The sequence below is a fragment of the Arthrobacter sp. NPDC080086 genome (assembly GCF_040702285.1).
The window spans coordinates 44,812-66,508 of the sequence record NZ_JBFBKP010000011.1; the positions used below are offsets into that span (position 1 = coordinate 44,812).

The window sequence follows — 21,697 nt, forward strand, 5'->3', positions numbered from 1 at the left end:
TGCGGGCCGGGATAGCATGGCGGCATGTCAGCATCGAAGAGTTCTTCTGCCGCGCCTGTGTCCGCGCCGTTCAGCGTTTCGGGAGGGACGGTCCTGGTGACCGGTGCCGCAATGGGCATGGGCCGGCTGTACGCCCTGCGCGCTGCAGGGGAGGGTGCCGCCGTCGTCATCCTCTGGGACGTCGACGCCGCGGGCCTGGCCTCGACCGCCGCGGAGGTCACCGCTCTGGGTGCGCGCGCCGTCGTCCGCCAGGTGGACCTGGCCAGCCGGGAGGCAATCGCCGACGCCGCCGCCGAGGCCGCCGCGGAGGGCCCCCTGACCCTGCTGGTCAACAACGCCGGGATTGTCCGCGGCGCCCTGTTCTGGGAGCACGACCCGGCACGGGACATTGCCTTGACCATGGACATCAACGCCCTCGCCCCGATGTACGTCGCCCACGCCTTCCTGCCGGCGATGATGTCCGACGCCGGCCGTCCCCGCCGCATCCTGAACATCGCCTCCGCGGCCGGCACCGTCTCCAATCCGCGGATGAGCGTCTATGCCGCCTCCAAGTGGGCGGTCATCGGCTGGAGCGACTCGCTGCGGCTCGAACTCGAGCAGCAGGGCTTCGACCACCTCAAGGTCACCACCTTCTGCCCCAGCTACATCTCCACCGGCATGTTCGCCGGCGCCCGCGGACCGCTGTTCACGCCCCTGATGACCCCCGGGGATGCCATCAACCGCGCCTGGAATGCCATGCAGGAGGGCCGGCCGCAGCTGATCGCCCCGGCGACGGCGCAGCTGGGCAAGGTGCTGCGCGGGCTGCTGCCGGTGCGCGCCTGGGACTTCGTGGGCGGCAGGATCTTCGGCATCTACACCACCATGGACAAGTTCACGGGCCGGACCGCCACCCCCGCCGGCACGGCGGCCAACCAGTCACCGGACACGACGGCGGGCACGCCGTGACGCAGGGCCCGAATCCGGCACCCTGGCAGCGGACGGCCACCGGAGCGAACCTGCTCGGCGCCGACGGGACCCTGGGCGTCACCATCTTCGAGGAAATGACCACCCTGGCGCTCTCCACCGGCGCCATCAACCTGGGCCAGGGCTTCCCGGACGAGGACGGCCCGGCCGAGATCAAGGACGCCGCGAAGGCCGCCATCGCGGCCGGGGCCAACCAGTACGCACCGGGCAAGGGGATCATCGAGCTGCGCGAGGCCATCTCGCTGCACCAGGAACGCTTCTACGGCCTGACCCCGGACCCGCAGACCGAGGTGATCGTCACCACCGGCGCCACGGAGGCCATCGCCGCCGCGCTCCTGGCCCTGGTGGGCCCGGGCGATGAGGTCCTCACCTTCGAACCGTTCTACGACTCCTACGGCGCGATCATCGGCCTCGCCGGCGCCACACATATCACCGCGCCGCTACTGGCCCCGGATTTCATGCCGGACCTCGACGCCCTGGAGGCCGCCTTCAGCGACCGGACCAAGGTGGTGCTGGTGAACAACCCCCACAACCCCACCGGGGCGGTCTTCCCCCGGGAGGTGCTGGAGCGCGTCGTCGCCCTCGCCCGCCGGCACGACGCCGTGATCGTCACCGACGAGGTCTACGAACACCTCACCTTCGGCCCCGCGCACCTTCCCGTCGCCGGGTTGCCCGGCGCCGCGGACCGCACCCTGACCATTTCGTCCGCCGGCAAGACCTTCTCCTTTACCGGCTGGAAGATCGGCTGGATCTCCGGCCCGGAGCAGCTGATCTCGGCCGTGCGCACGGTCAAGCAGTTCCTCAGCTACAGCTCCGGCACCCCGTTCCAGAGTGCGATCGCCCTGGGGCTCGGCCTGCCGGACGAGTTCTATGCGGGCATCGCGGACACCCTGCGGCTGAAGCGGGACATCCTCAGCGAGGGGCTGCGGGCCGCCGGCTTCGATGTCTTCACCCCGCAGGGCACCTACTTCGTCAACGTGGACACCGCGCCGCTGGGCATCACGGACGCCCTGGACCTGGCGCGGCGGCTGCCTGAGCTGGTGGGCGTCGCCGCGATCCCGGTCCCGGTGTTCTGCCACGCCGAGGGCGCCGAACGGACCCGCAGCCTGCTCCGCTTCGCGTTCTGTAAGCGGACGTCGGTTCTCGCCGAGGCCGCGGAGCGCCTGGCGAATCTGCGGGACCGGCTGTGAGCGCCCGGTCCCCGGAGGGCTCGCGGTTCCTGCGCACCACCGGCCAGCACGCCGCGATCGAACGGGACGAGTTCACCGACGGCGGCTACATCCTCAGCATCGGCGGCGCCGAACAGTCGCACGTCAACCTCGCCGAACCGGACGACATCTTCTACGAGTACCTGCGGCGGATCGGGCACATCGTCGACCTCGCCGCGCCGTGGGGCGAACCCGTCACCGCCCTGCACCTGGGCGCCGGCGCCCTCACCCTGGCCCGCTACATCCAGGCGACCCGGCCCGGGTCGGTGCAGTACGCGGTGGAACTCGAACGCGAACTGCTGGACTTCGTGCTGGAGCGGCTGCCCATGCCGGAGGGCACAGAACTGCACACGGTCATCGGCGACGCCCGGGAGTCCCTGGCAACCCTGCCGCCGGAGCTGCGCTTCGACGTCGTCATTCTGGACATCTTCTCCGGCTCCGAGGCGCCCGCCCACATCGCCTGCACGGAGTTCTACCGGGAGGCGGCCGCCCGCCTCACGCCGCGCGGGGTGCTGGTGGTCAACGTCGGCGACGAGCCGGGCCTGACCCTGGTCCACAGCCAGGTGGCCGCGCTCCGCCGGGCCATGGCGGACGTCGCCGCGTTCGCCGAGTCCGGCCTGTTCTCCGGCCGCTACCCCGGCAACATCATCCTTGCCGGCACGCAGGGCCCCTGGCCGGTGCAGTGGACGGCCGCGCTCACCGCCCGCGGGCCGCACCCGGCGAAGGTGCTCACCGGCGTCGAGCTGGACGCGATCGCGGAAGCGTAAGGGGCCTGGGACCGCAGAACCCGGCTGCTCAGCCGAAGGCGATCTTCCGCAACAGCTCCCTCAGCTGGTCCCGCTCGGCGCCGCTGAGTGCGGCCAGGGACGTGTTCTCGGCGTCCCGCACCGCCCCCGCGGCCCGGCCGTACAGGTCCCGGCCGGCGGCGGTGGCCCGGATGACCTTGGACCGCCGGTCCCGCGGGTCGGCGGCGCGTTCCACCAAGCCGCGGGCCTCCAGCGCATCCACCAGCGAGACGATCTGGCTGGGGTCCAGGCGCAGGAAGCCGGAGAGCTCCCGCTGCGAGGGGTCGGTGCCGCTGCAGGCCAGGGCCAGCACGGAGTAGGAACGCACCTTCAGCTCCAGTGGCGCCAGCAGCGCGTTGGCGTGGCCGATGCCCACCGAGCGGGCGCGGGCGGCCAGAAACTCGATCTCGCCGGCCAGCTCGCTGGCCAGCAGGCGGTCCGGAACGGCGGCGGAGCCTTCCCCCTGGTCCGGGTCCGGCGTGAGTGGTGCGGCCACAAATCCTCGCAGTTCTTGGCGGGTGCGCGGGGCGCATGACAGCAGCAACATTACCCGCGGCCCCTGCCGCGGTCCTCCGGCGGCGCGCACAGAGATCGTTGGAAAAATAATGATTGACTTTATCAATTATGTGGGTTGTCATTTATGTAATCCGGGGCCCGCCGGAAAGGCGGTTAGCGGCCGTGCGGGCTCCGAAGGCCGGATAACTTACCCCAAGGAAGTGGACTGTTATGAAGAGACTGACCTTTGCCGCCGTCGGCGTTGCCGCCGCGGTGCTCCTGACGGCCTGCGGCGGAGGATCCCCGTCCGGCACCGGATCCGCGGCGCCTGCCGCAGGGGCGGACGGTCTCCGCAGCATCAGCGTCGGCGTGATTTCGATCGCGCCGTCCGCTGCCGTGCAGATGGGCATCGACGAGGGCATCTTCGCCAAGCACAAGCTCAAGGTCGAGCTGCAGAGCGGGCAGGGCGGCGCGGCGATGCTTCCCGCCGTCTCCACCGGCACCATGAACTTCTCCGTCGGCAACCCGCTGTCCGTTCTCCTGGCCAAGAACAAGGGCCTGGACATGAAGATCGTCACCGGGTACTCCAACTCCCTGGCCACCGGCGAGGACATCAACGGCGTGGTCGCGAAGGCCAATTCCGGCATCACCTCCGCCAAGGACCTCGCCGGGAAAAAGGTCGCCGTCAACACCATCAACGCCCAGGGCGACCTGACCATCAAGGAGGTCGTCTCCCAGCAGGGCGGCGATCCGAACGCGGTACAGTTCCTCGAACTGCCCTTCCAGGACATGGGCGCTCAGCTGGCGCAGGGCAACGTGGACGCCGTCTGGGTCCCGGAGCCGTTCCTGTCCAAGCTGCTGGCGGACGGCAACAAGCTGGTCACCTACAACAACCAGGCCGCGCTGCCCGGGCTCCCCACCATGGTGACGTTCACCAGCGGCAACTACGCCCAGCAGAACCCCGAGGTGGTCAAGGACTTCAAGGCCGCCATGACGGAGACGCTCAGCATGGCCCAGAGCAACCCCGACAAGGTCCGGGCGCTGCTGCCGGCGTTCATGAAGATGCCGGAAAACGTCGCCAAGACCCTGCGCCTGGAGAAGTTCGACGGCGCCGTGGACGAGCCGACGCTGACCAAGCTTGGTGCGCTGATGGCCAAGTACAAGATCGTTCCCTCGGAGCCGGACGTCCCCGGCACCATCCTGAAGTAGGGGCTACTCCCCGGCGTCGCCGGCGGTCTCCTCCGTCGGCACGCCGGGCTCGGCGAACCAGAGCCTGGTCTCGCCATATTTCTTCTCCGCGAACCGTTCCAGCCCCTCGGGCCAGGACGGTTCCGGCGTGCGGGCGGAGCGTTCGACCACGACGACGGCGCCCTCGGCCAGGAGCGGCAGGAGCTTGGCCAGCACGGCGGCCAGGGCGTCCTCCTCGAGCGGGTAGGGCGGGTCCAGGAACACCAGGTCCCAGCGGGTTCCCTCCCCCGCCCGTTCCAGGAACGATTCAACCTTGGAGCGGTGCACCGAGACCACCTTGCGCCGCAACGCGGTGTTGATCAGGTCCGCGTTGCGCTGGCAGACCTCGGAGGCCTTGGCCGCGAACTCCACCAGGTCCACGCCGGCGGCACCACGGCTGGCGCTTTCGACGCCGAGGGAGCCCGAGCCGGCGTAGAGGTCCAGCACGCGGGCGTCGGAGATCACTTCGAACGCGTCCAGCCGGGAGAACAGCGCCTCCTTGACCCGGTCCGTGGTGGGCCGGGTCAGGGAGCCCGGGACCCCGGCCAGGGTGGTGCCGCCGGCCGCGCCGGCGATGATCCGGCTCACGGGCGGCTCTCCTCAGTACTAACCGCGTTCAAGGAACGCCTCCTTCTCGGGGTTCAAATAATCGTCGATGGCGGCGGCCAGCGCCGCGTGGCGGGCCAGCCCCGGGTCCCCGCCGATGATCGCCTGCGCGTCCTGCCGGGCCCGGGCAATGACGTCCTCGTGCTCGAGGACCCGCAGCAGCTTCAGGGTGGACCGGCCGCCGGACTGGGACGCGCCCAGGATGTCACCCTCGCGGCGGAGCTTGAGGTCCTCCTGGGAGAGTTCGAACCCGTCGGTGGTGGACGCCACGGCCTCGAGGCGCCGCCGGCTGGGGTGGCCCGGCTCCAGGGTGGTCACCAGCAGGCAGGTCCCGGGCAGGCCGCCGCGGCCCACCCGGCCGCGGAGCTGGTGCAGCTGGGAGATGCCGAAGCGGTCCGCGTCCAGGATCACCATGAGGGTGGCGTTGTGCACGTCCACGCCCACCTCGATCACGGTGGTGGAGACCAGGAGCTTGGTCCGGTTGGCGGTGAACGCGGCCATGGTGTCGGACTTCAGCCCCGGGTCCTGCCGGCCGTGCAACGGCGACACCGGCACCCCGGCGAGGGCCGGTTCGTCCCGCAGCAGTTCGACGACGCCGGTGACGGACGCTAGCTCCCGGGCGCCGCCGCCGGCCAGGTCCGCGTCGCTGGGTTCGGCCTCGCCGGGGCTGAAGTCGCCGTCGTCGTCATCGCCGATCTTGGGGCAGACGACGTAGACCTGGTGCCCGGCGTCGATCTCCTCGCGGGACCGGGACCAGATCCGCTGCGCCCAGGCCGGGTGTTCGGCCAGTCCCACCACGTGGGTGGAGATCGGGGCGCGGCCCGCCGGCAGCTCGTCCAGCACGGAGGTCTCCAGGTCACCGAAGACAGTCATGGCTACGGTGCGCGGGATGGGTGTGGCGGTCATGACCAGCAGGTGCGGGGGTTTGCTGGCCTTGGAGCGGAGCACGTCGCGTTGTTCGACGCCGAAGCGGTGCTGTTCGTCCACCACGATCAGGCCGAGGTCGTAGAAGGAGACGTTCTCGCTCAGCAGCGCGTGGGTGCCGATCACGATGCCGGCGGTGCCGGAAGCGGCGTCCAGCATCGCCTGCCGGCGGGCGGCGGTGGGCATGGAGCCGGTCAGCAGCGTCACCTGCACCGAGTCGGGGCCGAAGCCGCCCAGCAGCCCGTCGCGCGAGAGCGGGCCCAGGGTCCGCCGGATCGACTCGAAGTGCTGGGCGGCGAGGACCTCGGTGGGGGCCAGCAGCGCGGCCTGGCCGCCGGCGTCCACCACCTGCAGCATGGCGCGCAGGGCCACGATCGTCTTGCCGGAGCCCACCTCGCCCTGCAGCAGCCGGTTCATCGGTGAGTCCGCGGCCAGTTCCGCGGCGAGGGTCTTCCCGACGGCGGCCTGGCCGGCGGTCAGGGTGAACGGCAGCTGCCGGTCGAAGGCGGTCAGCAACCCCTCCGCCACGGGGCGGCGTGCGGTGGCCTCCTCGGCCGCCAGCTGGGAGCGGCGCCTGGCGAGGGCGGACTGCAGCACCAGGGCCTCCTGGTAGCGGAAGCGGTCCCGGGCGCGGCGCCAGTCGGCGTGGACCTCCGGGGCGTGGATCAGCCGGTAGGCCTCGGCGACCGGCAGGAACTTTTCCCGGGCGGAGACGGCGGCGGGCAGCGGGTCCGGCAGCTCGGCCAGGTCCGCGGTCTCCAGCAGCGTGGCGATGACCTTCTGGATGGACCAGCTGGTCAGCTTGGCCGTGGCCGGGTACACCGGGATGGGCATGGCCGCGAGCTTCTCCGGGTCCATGCCCGGCACGTCCGGGTCCTCGTCCAGGAGCTGGAAGTCGGGGTTGGTCAGGCCCAGGCTCCCGCCGTAGCGGGTGATCTTGCCGGAGAAGAGCGCGCGGACACCCGGCTGCAGCTCCGCCCGGGCCCTGAAGCCGTTGAAGAAGCTGACCTTGAGCGTGCCGGGCTGCGCCGTCCCGGCCCGGGGCGCGGAACCGTTCGCGCCCGCCGGGCCGGCGTCGTCGGAGATCACGACGTCGGTGATGGAGCCGCGGCGGGCGCGCATCTGCCGGGTGCTGTTGGAGAGCACCCGGGCGATCAGCGTGACTTCCTCATCGAGCGGGACCTCGCTGATGGGGGTCAGCTCGCCGCGGGTGACGTAGCGGCGCGGGAAGTAGTTCAGCAGGCCGCCGACGGTGGTGATGCCGAGGTGCTTCTCGATGACGGCGGCGGACCGCTTCCCGATCCGGCGGTCCAGGGCGAGGTTCAGCTCAGCGGACATGTCCGTCGGGGTCCGTGCTGCCGGCGGCGCCGGGAACGGCCGCCTCCGCGGGGTCCCGCGGGACGGCGAGGTCGCTGATGCTGGTCTCGGTGGGCTCGCCGAGGGAACGGATGAGCGCGACGGCGGGCGCCGCGTCGGGGACGTGCACGTGGACCCGCCAGCGGTATGCACCCTCGGCGTCGGCGTCCTTGCCCACCTGGCTCATGATCACCGACTCGCCGATCTCGTCCAGCCGCTGCCGCATGGTGGCCGCGTCCAGCGGGGAGAGCGAGATGGTGCACATGACCTCCACGCCCTCGTCCCGCGGCATGTCGGCGTGGATGTGGGGGTCCTGCACGTCGTAGCCGTGCAGTCCGTCCAGCAGGGCCTCCTGGAGCTCCTCCCCCAGCACGGCCGAGCGGAGGCAGTCGAGGACCAGCAGCATGCCCACGCCGCCGGCGTCCACCACCTTGGCGGTGTGCAGTGCCTCGAGTTGATCCTCGGTGCGGACGACGGCGCCCAGCGCGGCCTCGACGGCGGCGTCCAGGGCCAGGCCCAGGGTGTGGTTGCTGTCGTCCCCGCCGTGTTCGGCGTCGACGGCGGCCACGGCGCGGGCGGCGGCCTCCATGACCGAGAGCATGGTTCCGGGAACGGGGTCGCTCAGCGCGGACCAGGCCCGGAGCTGGGCGCGGTTCAGGGCGGCGGCAAGCAACGGGGAGCTCATCCGCGGGTGGCCGGCCAGCGGCTCGGCGACGGCGCAGAGGAAGACGGCAAACAGGGTCCCGGAGTTGCCGCGGGCCTGCTCGATGGCGGCCTGGCCGGCGCGGGCCAGGAGCGCCCCGACGTCGTGCTGGGCCGGGTCCGGGGCGGGCACGGCGAATGGCTGGCCGCCGGCGGGCAGCTGCGGGAGGGCGGAGGTGTCCGTGGCGATGTCCTGCAGCGCGCGGGCGGCGGCACGGACGGTGAGGTAGAGGTTGGTGCCGGTGTCGCCGTCGGCCACCGGGAAGATGTTGATGGCGTTCAGGCGGTCGCTGTGGTTTCCGAGCGTCGTTTCTGCCTTGCCCAACCACCGCTTCATCGCTTGCGCGTTGGCGGCAATCTTAGTCTGCAAAGTGATCCCATCCCACAGTGTCAGCGGGCTTGCCCGCTATGGTCACGGCCGGGCCGTCATTCGTTGCCCGGGCCTTTACCGAGCCTATCGCAGTGAAACCGGGAGGCAGCTGAACGTCGGCGGGAAAGGCCGCCAGCAGCCCGTGGTCCTCCCCGCCGCCCAGGACCCAGTCCAGCGGGTCCGTCCCCAGGAGGGCGGCGGCGTCCTGGAGCGGGGCGGCCAGTTGTTTCAGCGCGGCGGGGTCCAGGTCGAGGACGGCGCCGCTGGCTTCTGCCATCCTGCCGCCGTCGCGGACCAGGCCGTCGGAAATATCCATCAGCGCGGTGGCCCCGGCGTCGCGGGCGGAGGGCCCGGCGGCCAGCGGGGGCCGCGGCCGGCACTGGGTGTCCAGCAGGGCGCGCTGTTCCCGGGTCAGGCGATCCACCGGGACCTCCGATTCGAGCAGGGCGAGGCCGGCTGCGGCGTGCCCGACGGTGCCGGCGAGGGCGAGCGTGTCCCCGGGCCGGGCGCCGGAGCGCAGCACGGGGGCGCGACCGTCGAGGCTGCCGAGGATGGCGACGGAGACGGAGAGTTCGCGTCCGCGGCCGAGGTCCCCGCCGGCGACCGCGCAGCCGCCGGCGCCGAGTCCGCTGATGCCGGCGCTGATGCCGTCCGCGAAGTCCTCCACCCAGCCCACGGTCGTTTCCGGGGGCATGGTCAGGCTGACCACCAGGGAGGTGGCCCGGGCGCCCATGGCGTTGATGTCGCTGAGGTTCTGCGCGGCGGCCTTCCAGCCGACGTCGTAGCCGGTGGTCCGGTAGCCGTTGTTCCACTGCAGCCGGAAGTCCTGGTCCGCCACCTGGGTGTCGATGCTGATCACGGTGCGGCCGTCCGGGGCGGCGACGATCGCGGCGTCGTCCCCGGGGCCCAGCAACAGGACGTTGCCGTCGCCGGCGTTCAGGCGAGGAAAGATCCGTTGCAGCAGCTGCGACTCGGAGAGGTCGGCCACGGTCAGCGGGGTGGTGTTCACGATGTCAGGCACGTTCCTACGCTACCGTCCGGGTCAGACAGTGACGGTCCGGGCGCCCGCTCCGGCCGGGATAGGCTGGATGGATGCAGCAGCACCGCCAGTCCGGATCCCGTCGCCCCCTCCGCTTCCTGGCCACCGCCGCCGCTGCCGGGCTGGCCTTGAGCGCTTGTTCCCCCGCCGTCGACGTCGCCCCCGCCAAGGATGCGGCCAACCCGGCGTGCGCGCCCATGATGGTGGCGCTGCCGGATTCGATCGGCGACGCGAAGCTGCGCAAGACCAACAGCCAGGGCACCGCCGCGTGGGGGGATCCCTCGCTGCTGGTGCTGCGCTGCGGCGTGAACGTCCCCGGCCCCACCACGGACCGCTGCGTGACCGTCAACGGCGTGGACTGGGTCATCAAGGAGGGCGATCCGGTGTGGACTTTGACCACGTTCGGCCGCGAACCCGCCACCGAAATCCTGATGGACCCCAACAAGATCAGCTCCGCCACGGTCCTCGCGGAGCTGGCGAACGCCGCCGGCAAGGTGAGGTCCACCCGCAACTGCGTCGGCCAGCAGGACCTGCAGAACCTGCCCACCGGCAAGTAGCGGCGGGCAGGTTTTGGGTGTGGGCTGTTAGCGCAGGCCGGTCTTGCGGTGCAGGGCCAGGTAGATGAGCTCGTCGATCAGTTCCGCGTAATCCAGCCCGGAGGCCTTCCACATCTGCGGGTACATGCTCTTGGGCGTGAAGCCGGGCAGGGTGTTGATCTCGTTGATGATCAGTTCACCCTCGGGGGTGTAGAAGAAATCCACCCGGCTCAGGCCCTCGGCGCCGACGGCGTCGAACGCCACGGCGGCGAGCTCGCGGACCCGGGCGATGTCCTCTTCCGGCAGGTCCGCCGGGCAGCTCAGCGAGGCGGCGTCGTCCTCGACGTACTTGGCGTTGAAGTCGTAGAAGTCGTGGCCGCCGCCGGCCACCGAGATCTCGCCCGGCATGGAGGTGCGCGGGGCGTCCGTTCCGCGACCTTCGAGCACGGCGCACTCAATCTCGCGGCCCACGATGCCGGCCTCGATCACCAGCTTGGGGTCGTGCCCGCGGGCGGTTTCGATCGCGGCGTCCAGGCCGTCCAGTGAGTCGACCTTGGAGATTCCCATCGACGAGCCCGCGCGGGCGGGCTTGACGAAGACCGGGAAGCCGAGGGCGTCGACGCGCTTGCGGACGCTCTCCGGGTCGGTCAGCCACTGCCGGTCCGTGACGGTGATGTAGGGCCCCACGCGCAGGCCGGCGGACTCGAAGACCACCTTCATGTAGTGCTTGTCCATGCCGACGGCCGAGGCCAGGACCCCGGCGCCCACGTAGCGGGTGTCCGAGAGCTCCAGCAGCCCCTGGATGGTGCCATCCTCGCCGAACGGGCCGTGCAGCAGCGGGAAGACCACGTCCACGGAGCCGAGTTCCTGCGGAACCTGGTTCGGGGCGGCCACGATCAGCTGGTGCTCGCCGCCGATCTCTGCCAGCGTCACGGTCTGCTCCGAGGGCGCCACCTCCGGGAGGGAGGACGCGGAGAGGGACCAGTCCCGGGTGTCCCCGGAGGCCAGGACCCACTGGCCCGTCTTGGCGATGCCGATCGGGATGACCTCGTACTTGGCCTTGTCGATCGCGCCCAGGACGCCGGCAGCGGTGACGCAGCTGACGGCGTGTTCGCTGGAGCGGCCACCGAAGAGCACGGCCACGCGGGGCCGCGCGGAGCCGGTCAGGGCGTCCGAGGTCAGGGCATCAGAGGTCAGGGCTTCAGGGGTCGGGGTGTTGTCCGGCACTGTCAGTAATCGCCTTCGGGTTTCAGGTCCCGGGACAGCAGCAGCGGTCCCAGTTGGTCTACGTGGAGTTTTCCGGCCAGCACGGCGACGACGGCGGCGGTGATGGGCATCTCGACGCCCAGTTTTCCTGCGAGCTCGTGGACGGCCTGGGCGGACTTGATGCCCTCGGCGGTCTGCGTCATCTCCGCGGTGACCTGGTCCAGGGTGAGTCCGGTGCCGAGCAGCCGGCCTGCGGTGTGGTTGCGGGACAGGGCCGAGGAGCAGGTGGCCACCAGGTCGCCCAGCCCGGCGAGCCCGGCCATGGTACGGGCCTCCCCGCCCAGGGCCAGGGTCAGGCGGGAGGTCTCGGCGAGGCCGCGGGTAATGACGGAGGCCTTGGTGTTGTCGCCCATCTGCTTGCCCTCGCAGATGCCGACGGCCAGGGCGATGATGTTCTTGACGATGCCGCCGATTTCGACGCCGACCACGTCCGAGGTGGTGTAGGGCCGGAAGTAGGGTGCGGTGCAGCTGCGGGCCATCCACCCTGCGGGGCCGGATTCGGAGCAGGCAACCACGGACGCCGTGGGTTCCTCCCGGGCGATTTCCATCGCCAGGTTGGGGCCGGAGACGACGGCGACGCGGCCGGCCGGCAGGTCGAGTTCCTCGCGGATGACCTCACTCATCCGGGAATCGGTGTGCAGTTCCAGTCCCTTCATCAGGGATACCACGAGCGCATCGGGCGCGATCAGGTTCTTCCAGTCGCGAAGCTGCGGCCGCAGGGTCTGCGCCGGAACGGCGAGGATCACCAAGTCGGCGCCGTCCAGGACCTCGGCGACGTCGGTGGAGGCGGTGATGCTGTCCGGCAGCAGGATGCCCTTGAGGTACTGCTCGTTGCGGTGTTCGGCGTTGATCTGGTTGACGACGTCGGCCCGGCGGCCCCAGATCCGGATGGTGCGGTCCACGCCGGAGGCCGTGGCCGCGTCGGCGACGACCTTGGCGAAGGTGGTCCCCCAGGAGCCGGCGCCGAGGACGGCGACCCGCCGGGCCGAACCCTCCCAGCTGCGCGCGTGCTCCGCCGTCACGCGGTGCCGCCGTCGTTAGCAGTTCCAGGGGCGCCGCCGTCGGTAGCCGTGGTGGAGGGGCCGGTAGTGGAGGGGCCGGCACCGCCGCGTTCGACGAACCGGCCGTGGGTGCTTTGGTTGTGCGCCGAGGGGTCCCAGCGGACCAGCGGCGGCTGGCCGCCGCGCAGGGTGGCCAGCAGTTCTGTGATGGCGTCCATGATGACCTCTGTGGCCTCGGTCAGCGTGGCGCGGTCCAGCGGCCGGCCCTCGAACGCGCTGAGATCCACGGGATCGCCGACCAGGACGCGGGAGGTCTTGCGCGGGAAGACGTGGAACCGCTTGGCGTAGCGGGGAAACACCTCGTGGGCGCCCCAGTGGGCCATGGGGACCACGGGGATGCCGGACTCGAGGGCCATCCGGGCGGCCCCGGTGTGCCCCTTCATCGGCCAAAGCTCCGGGTCACGGGTGAGCGTGCCCTCGGGGTAGATGATGATGGCGCCGCCCTCGTTGACCACTTCCCGGGCCACCTGGAGGGACTGGTTGGCGCCCGCCGTCGAGCGTTCCACCGGAATCTGCTTGGTGTTGCGGAGCACCGCGCCCACCACCGGAACCTTGAACAGGCTGCCCTTGGCCAGGAAGTGCGGCATGCGCTTCTGGTTGTAGAGCATGTGCCCGATCACCAGCGGATCGATCTCTGTGCAGTGATTGGGCGCTGCGATGAAGCCGCCGGCGGGCAGCTTCTCCAGGCCTTCCCACTTCTTCCGCATCAGCAGGTTCATGATGGGCCGGACGATTCCGGCGACGATCACGAAGGTGGTCTGGCTTGTGGCCGTTTCTTTCATCGGGTCCGCTACCCGGCCGAGGTGATATCGAAATCGGCGCCCAGGCCGGCGAGCTTTTCGGTGAAGCGCTCGTAGCCGCGGTTGATGATGTCGATGCCGGTGACGCGGGAGGTGCCGGTGGCGGCCAGTGCCGCGATCAGGTGGCTGAAGCCGCCGCGCAGGTCGGGAACGTCGATGTCGGTGCCCTTGAGCTGCGTGGGGCCGGAGATGACGGCGGAGTGCAGGAAGTTGCGCTGGCCGAAGCGGCACGGGACGCTGCCCAGGCATTCGCGGTGCACCTGGATGTTGGCGCCCATGCGCACGAGTGCCTCGGTGAAGCCGAAGCGGTTCTCGTAGACGGTTTCGTGCACGATCGAGACGCCCTCGGCCTGGGTGAGCGCGACGATCAGCGGCTGCTGCCAGTCGGTCATGAAGCCGGGGTGGACGTCGGTCTCGAGGACCAGCGGGCTGAGCTTGCCGCCCGGGTGGTAGAAACGGATGCCGTCGTCGCCAATGTCCATGCCGCCGCCCACCTTGCGGTAGGTGTTGAGGAAGGTCATCATGTCCCGCTGGGTGGCCCCCTCGACGAAGATGTCGCCGCGGGTGACGAGGGCGGCGGAGGCCCAGGAGGCGGATTCGTTGCGGTCGGAGAGGGCGCGGTGGTTATAACCACCGAGGTCTTGGACACCCTCGATCCGGATCGTGCGGTCCGTCTGGACGCTGATGATGGCGCCCATCTTCTGCAGCACGGCGATCAGGTCCACGATTTCCGGCTCGGTGGCCGCGCCGGAGAGTTCGGTGATGCCCTCGGCCCGGGTGGCGCTGAGCAGGACCTGCTCGGTGGCGCCGACGGACGGGTAGGGCAGGGCGATCTTGGCACCCTTGAGGCCGTTAGGGGCGGAGATGTGGATGCCGCCCGGGCGCTTCTCGACGACGGCGCCGAACTGGCGGAGCACGTTCAGGTGGTAGTCGATCGGGCGGTCGCCGATCTTGCAGCCGCCCAGGTCCGGGATGAAGGCCTCGCCGATCGCGTGGATCAGCGGCCCGCAGAGCAGGATCGGGATGCGCGAGTCACCGGCGTGGGCGTCGATGGCGGTGTGGGAGGCCGTCTTGGCGTTGGTCGGATCCAGGGTCAGGTCCCCGGTGACCGGGTCCTTGTCCACGGTGACGCCGTGCAGCTGGAGCAGGCTGGTGACAACCTCAACGTCCTTGATCTCCGGGACGTTGCGCAGCACGGACGGCTCGTTGCCGAGCAGGGCGGCCACCATCGCCTTGGGGACAAGATTCTTGGCCCCACGGACGGTGACGCGGCCGGTCAGCGGGACGCCTCCGCGGATTGTCAGAACACTACTCATTTACCAGTTTCCTCACGACTACTCGCCCCCAAATCCTTACAAAGGCTCCCGCTAAGTGTAGGAGGTCGCGTTACCGATCTGAAATACGGCACGGTTCGGCGGCGCCACGTCCCGGCCCGATGGGCAGTTGGCTGACTATCGGCCGTTGCGCCTCAGGGCCTCCCCCAGCACCCGGGCGGCCCGGGGGAACGCCGCCGGGTTTGGGCCGGCATAGTTGAGCCGCAGGAACGGGCCCGAGGCCTCGGCCGGGAACCAGCCGGCACCGTCGGCGATCACCACGCCGCCGGCCTCGCAGTCCCGGACCAGGCGGTCCATTGCGGTTCCGTCCGGGAGCCGGGCCCAGAGGTTCAGTCCCCCGGCCGGGACGTAGGCCACGTGTGCCGCCGGCGCGTACTCGCGGAGGCTGTCCAGCAGCAGGTCACGGCGGGATTTCAACTGGCTCTTGAGGCCGCGCAGGTGCGCCTGCCATCCGGGCTGGGTGACGACGTCGACGGCAGCGGCCTGGAGCAGGCCGCTGACGTACATGGACTCCGCCAACCGGTCGGCGACGATCCGTTCCCGGGCGGATCCGCGGGCGACGACGGCGGCCACCCGGACTGCCGGGGAGAGGCTTTTGGTCAGGGACCGGAGGTAGACCACGTGGCCGGATCCGTCACGGGCGGCGAGCGGCGCAGGGTCCGCGGTGATGCCGAAGTCGTGGGCCCAGTCGTCCTCGATCAGAAAGGCCCCGTGGCGTCGCACCACATCCAGCACCTGGTCGCCGAGGTTCCGTGTCCAGTTCGCGCCGGTGGGGTTGGCGAAGCTCGGTTGGGCGTAAAAGGCGCGGGCGCCGGTTTCCTCGAAGGCGCGGGCGAGCTCCTCGACATCGGGCCCGTCCGGCCCGCTCGGCACCGGGATGACCCGTACGCCGGCGCTGGCGGCGGCCAGGATGGCGCCCCAGTAGGTGGGCGACTCCATGAGCAGCGGCTGGCCGGCGCCCACCAAGGCGCGGAAGAGGGAGCTGAGTCCGCTCTGGGATCCCGGGAGGATCACGACGTCGGCCGCGACGGGCGGCGGCACGTCCGGCAGCGATGATGCGCCGAGTTCCTGCGCGAACCAGGCCTGGAGTTCCGGCAACCCGGCCATAGGCGGGCGGGCGACGGCCGCATCGCTCCGGGCGGCGCGGGTCAGGGCAGCACGCACCATCCGGCCGGGCAGCAACTCCCGGTCCGGGTAGCCGGCGTTGAAGGCGGTGACGTCGTTTGGCACGTCGCGCATGGCGGCGGGATTGGGCCGAAGCGCGCCTGGCGCGGGACCCAGGGCCGCTGACTGCCACCCGTAGTCGGAGGGTCGGACCTGGGCGCGGGGACGGACGAAGGTGCCCACGCCGGGCCGGCTCTCGATCAGCCCCTGTGCGGCCAGGGACCGGAGCGCAGACTGCACCGTGACGGGACTGGCCTGGTATTCGGCCACGAGCGCCCGCGTGGACGGCAGCCGGGCCCCAGGCGCGGCGGCCGACACCCAGGCCCGGAGGCCATCGGCGATCCGTGAACTGCTATTGTCAGACATGAAAGACAATAGTAGCGCTACTGCCGTTATTCCCGCTCCGCTATCGGCCGGGCCGTCCACGGGATACGGATGGGGGCTCCTGGGCGTGGCGGCATTTTCGCTGACCGTCCCGATGACCCGGCTGGCGGTGGGCGGGATGTCCCCGCTGTTCATCGGGGCCGGCCGCGCGGTGGTGGCCGCGGTCCTCGCCATGCTGGTCCTGGCGGCCACAGGCCAGCGGCTCCCCTCGCGGCGGCAGTGGCTCCGCCTTGCCGTCGTTGCCGGGGGAATCGTTCTCGGCTTCCCGCTGCTGACGTCCTTTGCCCTCCACACCGCAGCCGCCAGCCACGGCGCGGTGGTGATCGCGCTGCTGCCGGCCGCGACGGCCGCCGCCGTCGTGATCCGCACCCGTGCCCGGCCGGGGACGCGGTTCTGGGCTGCCACCGCGGCCGGGGCACTGGCCGCGGTCGCATTTGGCCTGCTGCAGTCCGGCGGGATCGATGGACCGCGCTGGGCAGATCTGTTGCTGCTGGGCGCCGTGGCCTCGGCCGCCGTCGGTTACGCGGAGGGCGGGCTGCTGGCCCGTGAACTGGGCTCCTGGCAGACGGTGTCCTGGGCGCTGGTTGCCGCCTTCCCGGTCATGGCGGGCCTCACTGTTCTGTCTGTTGTCGCGCAGCCGATCGACGCCGATCCCGGACAGTGGGCGGCGTTCGGGTATCTGGCCGTGGTCAGCATGTTCCTCGGCTTCTTCGCCTGGTATCGCGGACTGGCGCTGGGCCCGATGGCCAAGGTCAGCCAGATCCAGCTGGTGCAACCGGTGCTGAGCATCGGCTGGGCCGCGCTGCTCCTGGGCGAACCGATGGGCTGGCTGACCGTCGCGGGCGGAATGGCGGTCATTCTGTGCGCGGCCCTTGCTGTCCGGGCGAGGGTGGGGGCGTCGGGATAGGGGACGAACCCGTTCTCGGGGACACGACGGCTCTCGGGGAGCCGACCTGCGGCACCACAGCACCCCATTCTTTACGCTCCCACGGCCCCAATCCTTAAATGTCAGACCCCTCCGATTGAATTAGTTCATGGAAGGCAGTCGGAAGCTTTTCGAGGATTCAGTCGGCGTGTCGGACCCGATGGTGGGAGACGCGGCGGCGATCATCGATGAGCTCCGGGCGCTGGAGGACCGGAAGTCGTCGATCGCGGCCCGGCAGGCGAGGTTGGCCGTGGCGCTGGACCTGGTCCGGTGGCGGGAACAAGCCGCCCTTGGCTTGCGCGCGGACCAGCTCGGCACCGGGGTGGGGGCGGAGGTCGCGTTGGCGCGGCGGGAATCCCCGGCCAAAGGCTCACGGCTCCTGGGTCTGGCCCGGGCGCTGGTGACCGAGATGCCGCGCACCTTAGCCGCCCTCGACACCGGGCGCCTGAACGAATGGCGTGCCACACTGTTGGTCCGTGAAACCGCCTGCCTCGACTCTGCTGACCGGGCCGCCGTGGATGAGGAAATCGCCGCCGACACCGGCACTTTCGACGGCGCCGGAGACCGGGCCATCATCTCCGCCGCCAAGGCCGCCGCCTACCGGCACGACCCGCGCTCCGTCACCCAACGGGCAGCCCACGCCGAAACCGAACGCAGTGTCACTCTCCGCCCTACTCCCCGTCGCCGCAGGAGTCGCCGCCTACGCCGCCCTGACCCGGCACGCCGACACCGCCCGCGCCACAGGAAACCCCCGGACCCGAGGCCAGCTGATGGCGGATGCTTTGGTCGAACGGGTCACCGGCACACCGGGCGGGATCACCGGCATCGAGGTCCAGCTCGTCATGACCGACCGGACCCTCCTCGCCGGCGACAGCGAACCCGCGAGGCTCGCCGGCTACGGTGTCGTCCCGGCCGGGTGGGCCAGGAAACTCGTGGCCGGCAAAGGCGACAACCCTGAGTTCACAACGTGGATCCGCAGGCTCTACACCGCACCCGGCACCGGCGAACTGACCGGCATGGACGCCCGGGCCCGGCTCTTCCCCGCAGGTCTGCGCCGGTTCATCGAAACCCGCGACACCACCTGCCGGACCCCGTACTGCGACGCCCCCATCCGGCACCTCGACCTCATCCTCCCCTGGCACCGGGACGGAGAAACCACAGCAGCCAACGGCGCCGGACTCTGCGAAGCCTGCAACCACACCAAAGAAACCCCCGGCTGGACCTCACGGCCAGTCGGTAGGACAGAGCCCGGCAACAGGGCAGAACCCGGCGCCAGACCGCCCGACCGTCGTCACGCTCTCGAACTGAGGACGCCCAGCGGCCACGTCTATCTCTCTGTCGCACCGCCGATGCCGGGAACCCGCAGCGGCGGGCCCAGGAGGTCGTGTGCGGAGGCTCTCTTAGGCGACCTCCTTCGCTCAAGACCCCGAACTCAAATCCACGGGCGCAACAGACGCCGCGTCCGGATGCCGTCCTAGCAGGTCACCAGCGAGCCCTTTGAACCACACCGCCGCCTTAAACCACACCGCCGCCGGGTAGAAACCCGGCGGCGGTGGAAGCGGCAACCCGCTGCTAGCGACAGAATCAGCCCAGCTTGGCGGGCAGCGTCGTGGGCTTGAATACCGGCCGCGTGGCCTCGTAGGCGGTGATGTCGTCCTCGTGCTGAAGGGTCAGCCCGATGTCGTCCAGACCTTCCAAGAGGCGCCAGCGGGTGTAGTCGTCGATCTCGAACGGAGCAACGACATTGCCGCACTCGACCGTCTTGGACACCAGGTCCACCCGGACCTCGGTGCCCGGAGCGTTCTCCAGCACCTTCCAGATCAATTCGATGTCGTCCTGCGACAGCTCGGCGGCCAGCAGCCCCTGCTTGCCCGAGTTGCCGCGGAAGATGTCGGCGAACCGGGAGGACAGCACTGCCTTGAAGCCGTAGTCCTTGAGCGCCCACACGGCGTGCTCACGCGAAGACCCTGTCCCGAAGTCCGGCCCGGCTACCAGCACCGATCCCGCGGAGAACGGTTCCTGGTTAAGGATGAAGGACGGGTCCTTGCGCCAGGCGGAGAACAGGGCGTCCTCGAAGCCGGTCCGCGTGATCCGCTTGAGGTAGACGGCGGGGATGATCTGGTCCGTGTCGACGTTGCTCTGCCGCAGCGGGACGCCGATGCCGGTGTGGGTGGTGAACTTTTCCATCGTCTCTCCTTAGGCTGCGCTGGAGCGGTGTCCGGCGGACACGGGCTCGGGGTCAAGATCCGACGGCGAACTCAGGGTGCCGCGCACCGCCGTCGCCGCCGCCACAACCGGCGAGACCAGATGGGTGCGGCCGCCCTTGCCCTGCCGGCCTTCAAAGTTGCGGTTCGAGGTGGACGCGCAGCGCTCCCCCACTTCCAGCTGATCGGGGTTCATGCCCAGGCACATCGAGCAGCCGGCGAACCGCCACTCTGCGCCGAAGTCCTTGAAGACCTTGTCCAGCCCCTCCGCCTCGGCTTCCAGCCGGACGCGGGCGGAACCGGGAACCACCAGCATGCGGATGTTGGGGTCCTTGGTGCGCCCGCGGATGATCTCCGCGGCGGCGCGCAGGTCCTCCATCCGGGAGTTGGTGCAGGAGCCCAGGAAGACGGTGTCCACCCGGATGTCCTTCATCGGCGTCCCGGCCTCCAGTCCCATGTACTGAAGGGCGCGTTCCGCGGCGGCCTTGGCGTTCTCGTCGCCGAAATCCGCGGGCGAGGGCACCTTGTCGGACAGCGAGACGCCCTGGCCGGGGTTGGTCCCCCACGTCACGAAGGGCTCCAGCGTGTCGGCGTCGAGGTCCACCTGGGCGTCGAAGACGGCGTCGTCGTCCGTCCGCAGCGTGTTCCAGAACTCAATCGCTGCGTCCCAGTCCGCGCCCTCGGGGGCGTGCGGACGGCCCTGCATGTAGTCGTACGTCGTCTGGTCCGGGGCCACCATGCCGGCGCGGGCCCCGGCCTCGATCGACATGTTGCAGATCGTCATCCGGGCTTCCATGGACAGCGCACGGATCGCCGAGCCGCGGTACTCCAGCACGTAGCCCTGGCCGCCGCCGGTGCCGATCTTCGCGATGACCGCCAGGATGATGTCCTTGGCCGTCACGCCAGGGCGCAACGTGCCCTCGACGTTGATGGCCATGGTCTTGAACGGCTTGAGCGAGAGCGTCTGGGTGGCCATGACGTGCTCCACCTCGGAGGTGCCGATGCCCATCGCGAGCGCACCGAAGGCGCCGTGGGTGGAGGTGTGCGAATCGCCGCAGACCACCGTCATGCCCGGTTGGGTCAGTCCAAGCTGCGGGCCCACCACGTGGACGATTCCCTGTTCGGCGTCGCCCAGGGAGTGCAGGCGCACCCCGAATTCCTTGCAGTTGTTCCGCAGGGTCTCGATCTGCGTGCGGCTGGTCAGGTCGGCGATAGGCTTGTCGATCGCGAGCGTTGGGGTGTTGTGATCCTCGGTGGCGATCGTCAGGTCCGGCCGGCGGAGTTGGCGGCCGGCCAGGCGCAGCCCCTCGAACGCCTGCGGGGAAGTCACCTCGTGCACGAGGTGAAGGTCGATGAAGAGGAGGTCAGGCTGGGCGTTGGCGCCTTCGCCGTCACCCTTGCGCACCACGTGCGCGTCCCAGACTTTCTCGGCCAATGTCTTTCCCACGGCCTGCTCCCTCCACTGCTTTCGCTGCTGCCAGTGCCGCCGGGATCCGCCCGGCGGCGTTGATGTATCCACTGAATCAGCCCGCTGACCGAATAAGCCAGCGCAATGATTTGCATCTCAGATATTGAGACGGCAATATCATTACATGGACAACTCTAGTGGCGTTGGCGTCATCGATAAAGCGGCACACGTACTCGACGCCCTTGAGGCCGGGCCCACCACCCTGGCCCAGCTTGTCGCGGCCACCGGCCTGGCCCGCCCCACGGTGCACCGGCTGGCGCTGGCCCTGGTCCACCACCGGCTTGTCAGCCGCGACATCCAGGGCCGCTTCGTCCTCGGTAGCCGCTTGGTGGAGCTGGCCTCCGCCGCCGGCGAGGACCGGTTGATTGCCTCCGCCGGCCCGGTCCTGATGCAGTTGCGCGACGCCACGGGCGAGAGCGCCCAGATCTTCCGACGCCAGGGCGACTGGCGCGTCTGCGTCGCCTCCGCCGAACGCCCCATCGGCCTGCGCGACACCATCCCGGTCGGGACCCAGCTGTCAATGAAGGCAGGCTCGGCCGCCCAGGTGCTCCTGGCATGGGAGGACCACGACCGCCTGCTCGAAGGCCTGCAGGCCGCGCGCTTTACGCCCACTGTTCTGGCCGGAGTACGACGCCGGGGCTGGGCTCAAAGCCTCGGTGAACGTGAGCCCGGGGTCGCCTCCGTCTCGGCCCCCGTCCGCGGTCCGTCCGGACGCGTCATCGCCGCGGTCTCGATCTCCGGTCCCATCGAGCGCCTGACCCGCCAGCCGGGCCGCCTGCACGCCGAGGTGGTCTGCACCGCCGCCCGCACGCTGACCGAGGCGCTGCGCAAAACCAACGACTGATTCTCCCCGGCGTCGGCGGCCGGCGCTAGGCTGTGC

19 protein-coding genes and 1 pseudogene are annotated in these 21,697 nt (G+C 70.3%); 8 read left to right on the top strand and 12 right to left on the bottom strand.

Annotation, left to right across the window (positions count from 1 at the left end):
- Positions 1 to 24 precede the first annotated feature (24 nt).
- The 3 genes from AB0305_RS06495 to AB0305_RS06505 all read left to right on the top strand — a co-directional run bounded on the left by AB0305_RS06495 (position 25) and on the right by AB0305_RS06505 (position 2,938).
- Positions 25 to 945: an SDR family NAD(P)-dependent oxidoreductase gene (locus tag AB0305_RS06495; protein WP_364134964.1), complete on the top strand. Its 921-nt coding sequence runs from the start codon at positions 25 to 27 to the stop codon at positions 943 to 945.
- A gap of 95 nt (positions 946 to 1,040) precedes the next feature.
- The gene (locus AB0305_RS06500; protein WP_364135787.1) at positions 1,041 to 2,153 is read left to right on the top strand and encodes an aminotransferase class I/II-fold pyridoxal phosphate-dependent enzyme; all 1,113 of its coding nucleotides are present in this window, start codon (positions 1,041 to 1,043) and stop codon (positions 2,151 to 2,153) included.
- Positions 2,150 to 2,938 (top strand): fused MFS/spermidine synthase, encoded by a 789-nt coding sequence (locus AB0305_RS06505; RefSeq protein ID WP_364134961.1) that lies wholly within the window; start codon positions 2,150 to 2,152, stop codon positions 2,936 to 2,938. The genes AB0305_RS06500 and AB0305_RS06505 overlap by 4 nt, the downstream gene beginning before the upstream one ends.
- 28 nt (positions 2,939 to 2,966) lie before the next feature.
- Here AB0305_RS06505 and AB0305_RS06510 read toward each other — a convergent pair whose 3' ends face one another.
- Entirely contained in the window at positions 2,967 to 3,452 is a 486-nt protein-coding gene (locus AB0305_RS06510; protein WP_290257511.1) for a MarR family winged helix-turn-helix transcriptional regulator, read from the bottom strand.
- A gap of 230 nt (positions 3,453 to 3,682) precedes the next feature.
- On the opposite strand from AB0305_RS06510, the gene AB0305_RS06515 reads away from it, so the two are divergent.
- Positions 3,683 to 4,660, top strand: coding sequence for an ABC transporter substrate-binding protein (locus AB0305_RS06515; protein WP_364134957.1), 978 nt, complete (start codon positions 3,683 to 3,685; stop codon positions 4,658 to 4,660).
- 3 nt (positions 4,661 to 4,663) lie between these two features.
- Here the strand turns inward: AB0305_RS06515 and rsmD are convergent, their stop codons facing one another.
- From rsmD to AB0305_RS06535, 4 genes are read right to left on the bottom strand one after another with little or no spacing between them, the layout of a single operon-like run.
- Complete coding sequence (gene rsmD, locus AB0305_RS06520; RefSeq protein WP_364134954.1) at positions 4,664 to 5,266, bottom strand: 16S rRNA (guanine(966)-N(2))-methyltransferase RsmD; 603 nt, start codon at positions 5,264 to 5,266, stop codon at positions 4,664 to 4,666.
- 18 nt (positions 5,267 to 5,284) lie between these two features.
- Entirely contained in the window at positions 5,285 to 7,546 is a 2,262-nt protein-coding gene (locus tag AB0305_RS06525) for an ATP-dependent DNA helicase RecG (RefSeq protein WP_364134951.1), read from the bottom strand.
- Positions 7,536 to 8,603: a DAK2 domain-containing protein gene (locus AB0305_RS06530; RefSeq protein WP_364135785.1), complete on the bottom strand. Its 1,068-nt coding sequence runs from the start codon at positions 8,601 to 8,603 to the stop codon at positions 7,536 to 7,538. Before AB0305_RS06530 ends, AB0305_RS06525 begins: the two co-directional genes overlap by 11 nt.
- A 22-nt stretch (positions 8,604 to 8,625) precedes the next feature.
- Entirely contained in the window at positions 8,626 to 9,657 is a 1,032-nt protein-coding gene (locus AB0305_RS06535) for a thiamine-phosphate kinase (RefSeq protein WP_364134948.1), read from the bottom strand.
- 71 nt (positions 9,658 to 9,728) lie between these two features.
- Here AB0305_RS06535 and AB0305_RS06540 point away from each other — a divergent pair, with 71 nt between their 5' ends.
- Positions 9,729 to 10,232, top strand: coding sequence for a DUF3515 domain-containing protein (locus AB0305_RS06540; RefSeq protein WP_364134945.1), 504 nt, complete (start codon positions 9,729 to 9,731; stop codon positions 10,230 to 10,232).
- Between the two features lie 27 nt (positions 10,233 to 10,259).
- Here AB0305_RS06540 and AB0305_RS06545 read toward each other — a convergent pair whose 3' ends face one another.
- The 5 genes from AB0305_RS06545 to AB0305_RS06565 all read right to left on the bottom strand — a co-directional run bounded on the left by AB0305_RS06545 (position 10,260) and on the right by AB0305_RS06565 (position 16,202).
- Positions 10,260 to 11,408: a D-alanine--D-alanine ligase family protein gene (locus AB0305_RS06545; protein WP_364135782.1), complete on the bottom strand. Its 1,149-nt coding sequence runs from the start codon at positions 11,406 to 11,408 to the stop codon at positions 10,260 to 10,262.
- A gap of 32 nt (positions 11,409 to 11,440) precedes the next feature.
- The gene (locus AB0305_RS06550; protein WP_364134942.1) at positions 11,441 to 12,499 is read right to left on the bottom strand and encodes an NAD(P)H-dependent glycerol-3-phosphate dehydrogenase; all 1,059 of its coding nucleotides are present in this window, start codon (positions 12,497 to 12,499) and stop codon (positions 11,441 to 11,443) included.
- On the bottom strand, positions 12,496 to 13,320 hold the full coding sequence (locus tag AB0305_RS06555) for a lysophospholipid acyltransferase family protein (RefSeq protein ID WP_364134939.1): 825 nt from the start codon (positions 13,318 to 13,320) through the stop codon (positions 12,496 to 12,498). Before AB0305_RS06555 ends, AB0305_RS06550 begins: the two co-directional genes overlap by 4 nt.
- A gap of 8 nt (positions 13,321 to 13,328) precedes the next feature.
- A complete protein-coding gene (murA, locus tag AB0305_RS06560; protein WP_290257501.1) occupies positions 13,329 to 14,654 on the bottom strand; it encodes a UDP-N-acetylglucosamine 1-carboxyvinyltransferase in 1,326 nt (441 codons plus the stop codon).
- 135 nt (positions 14,655 to 14,789) lie between these two features.
- On the bottom strand, positions 14,790 to 16,202 hold the full coding sequence (locus AB0305_RS06565; RefSeq protein WP_364134935.1) for a PLP-dependent aminotransferase family protein: 1,413 nt from the start codon (positions 16,200 to 16,202) through the stop codon (positions 14,790 to 14,792).
- Here AB0305_RS06565 and AB0305_RS06570 point away from each other — a divergent pair.
- On the top strand, positions 16,201 to 17,127 hold the full coding sequence (locus tag AB0305_RS06570) for a DMT family transporter (protein ID WP_364134932.1): 927 nt from the start codon (positions 16,201 to 16,203) through the stop codon (positions 17,125 to 17,127). The two genes, AB0305_RS06565 and AB0305_RS06570, sit on opposite strands and share 2 nt — an antisense overlap.
- A 178-nt stretch (positions 17,128 to 17,305) precedes the next feature.
- A pseudogene (locus AB0305_RS06575) lies at positions 17,306 to 18,623 on the top strand (HNH endonuclease).
- A 106-nt stretch (positions 18,624 to 18,729) separates the two neighbouring features.
- Here the strand turns inward: AB0305_RS06575 and leuD are convergent.
- Together leuD and leuC are read right to left on the bottom strand one after the other, a co-directional pair.
- Positions 18,730 to 19,332, bottom strand: a complete 603-nt coding sequence (leuD, locus tag AB0305_RS06580; protein ID WP_364134929.1) for a 3-isopropylmalate dehydratase small subunit — start codon at positions 19,330 to 19,332, stop codon at positions 18,730 to 18,732.
- A 9-nt stretch (positions 19,333 to 19,341) separates the two neighbouring features.
- The gene (gene leuC / locus AB0305_RS06585) at positions 19,342 to 20,796 is read right to left on the bottom strand and encodes a 3-isopropylmalate dehydratase large subunit (RefSeq protein WP_364134926.1); all 1,455 of its coding nucleotides are present in this window, start codon (positions 20,794 to 20,796) and stop codon (positions 19,342 to 19,344) included.
- Between the two features lie 145 nt (positions 20,797 to 20,941).
- Here leuC and AB0305_RS06590 point away from each other — a divergent pair, with 145 nt between their 5' ends.
- Positions 20,942 to 21,661 carry an IclR family transcriptional regulator gene (locus AB0305_RS06590; RefSeq protein WP_364134923.1) on the top strand — a complete coding sequence of 240 codons (720 nt, stop codon included), beginning with the start codon at positions 20,942 to 20,944 and terminating at the stop codon, positions 21,659 to 21,661.
- Positions 21,662 to 21,697: the final 36 nt, after the last annotated feature.

Coding starts and splice junctions, on each gene's coding strand:
- AB0305_RS06565 (WP_364134935.1), bottom strand. CDS start 16,202: ATGTCTGACAATAGCAGTTCACGGATCGCCGATGGCCTCCGGGCCTGG.
- AB0305_RS06555 (WP_364134939.1), bottom strand. CDS start 13,320: ATGAAAGAAACGGCCACAAGCCAGACCACCTTCGTGATCGTCGCCGGA.
- AB0305_RS06515 (WP_364134957.1), top strand. CDS start 3,683: ATGAAGAGACTGACCTTTGCCGCCGTCGGCGTTGCCGCCGCGGTGCTC.
- AB0305_RS06525 (WP_364134951.1), bottom strand. CDS start 7,546: ATGTCCGCTGAGCTGAACCTCGCCCTGGACCGCCGGATCGGGAAGCGG.
- AB0305_RS06500 (WP_364135787.1), top strand. CDS start 1,041: ATGACCACCCTGGCGCTCTCCACCGGCGCCATCAACCTGGGCCAGGGC.
- murA (WP_290257501.1), bottom strand. CDS start 14,654: ATGAGTAGTGTTCTGACAATCCGCGGAGGCGTCCCGCTGACCGGCCGC.
- leuD (WP_364134929.1), bottom strand. CDS start 19,332: ATGGAAAAGTTCACCACCCACACCGGCATCGGCGTCCCGCTGCGGCAG.
- AB0305_RS06590 (WP_364134923.1), top strand. CDS start 20,942: ATGGACAACTCTAGTGGCGTTGGCGTCATCGATAAAGCGGCACACGTA.
- AB0305_RS06495 (WP_364134964.1), top strand. CDS start 25: ATGTCAGCATCGAAGAGTTCTTCTGCCGCGCCTGTGTCCGCGCCGTTC.
- AB0305_RS06540 (WP_364134945.1), top strand. CDS start 9,729: ATGCAGCAGCACCGCCAGTCCGGATCCCGTCGCCCCCTCCGCTTCCTG.
- AB0305_RS06530 (WP_364135785.1), bottom strand. CDS start 8,603: ATGAAGCGGTGGTTGGGCAAGGCAGAAACGACGCTCGGAAACCACAGC.
- AB0305_RS06570 (WP_364134932.1), top strand. CDS start 16,201: ATGAAAGACAATAGTAGCGCTACTGCCGTTATTCCCGCTCCGCTATCG.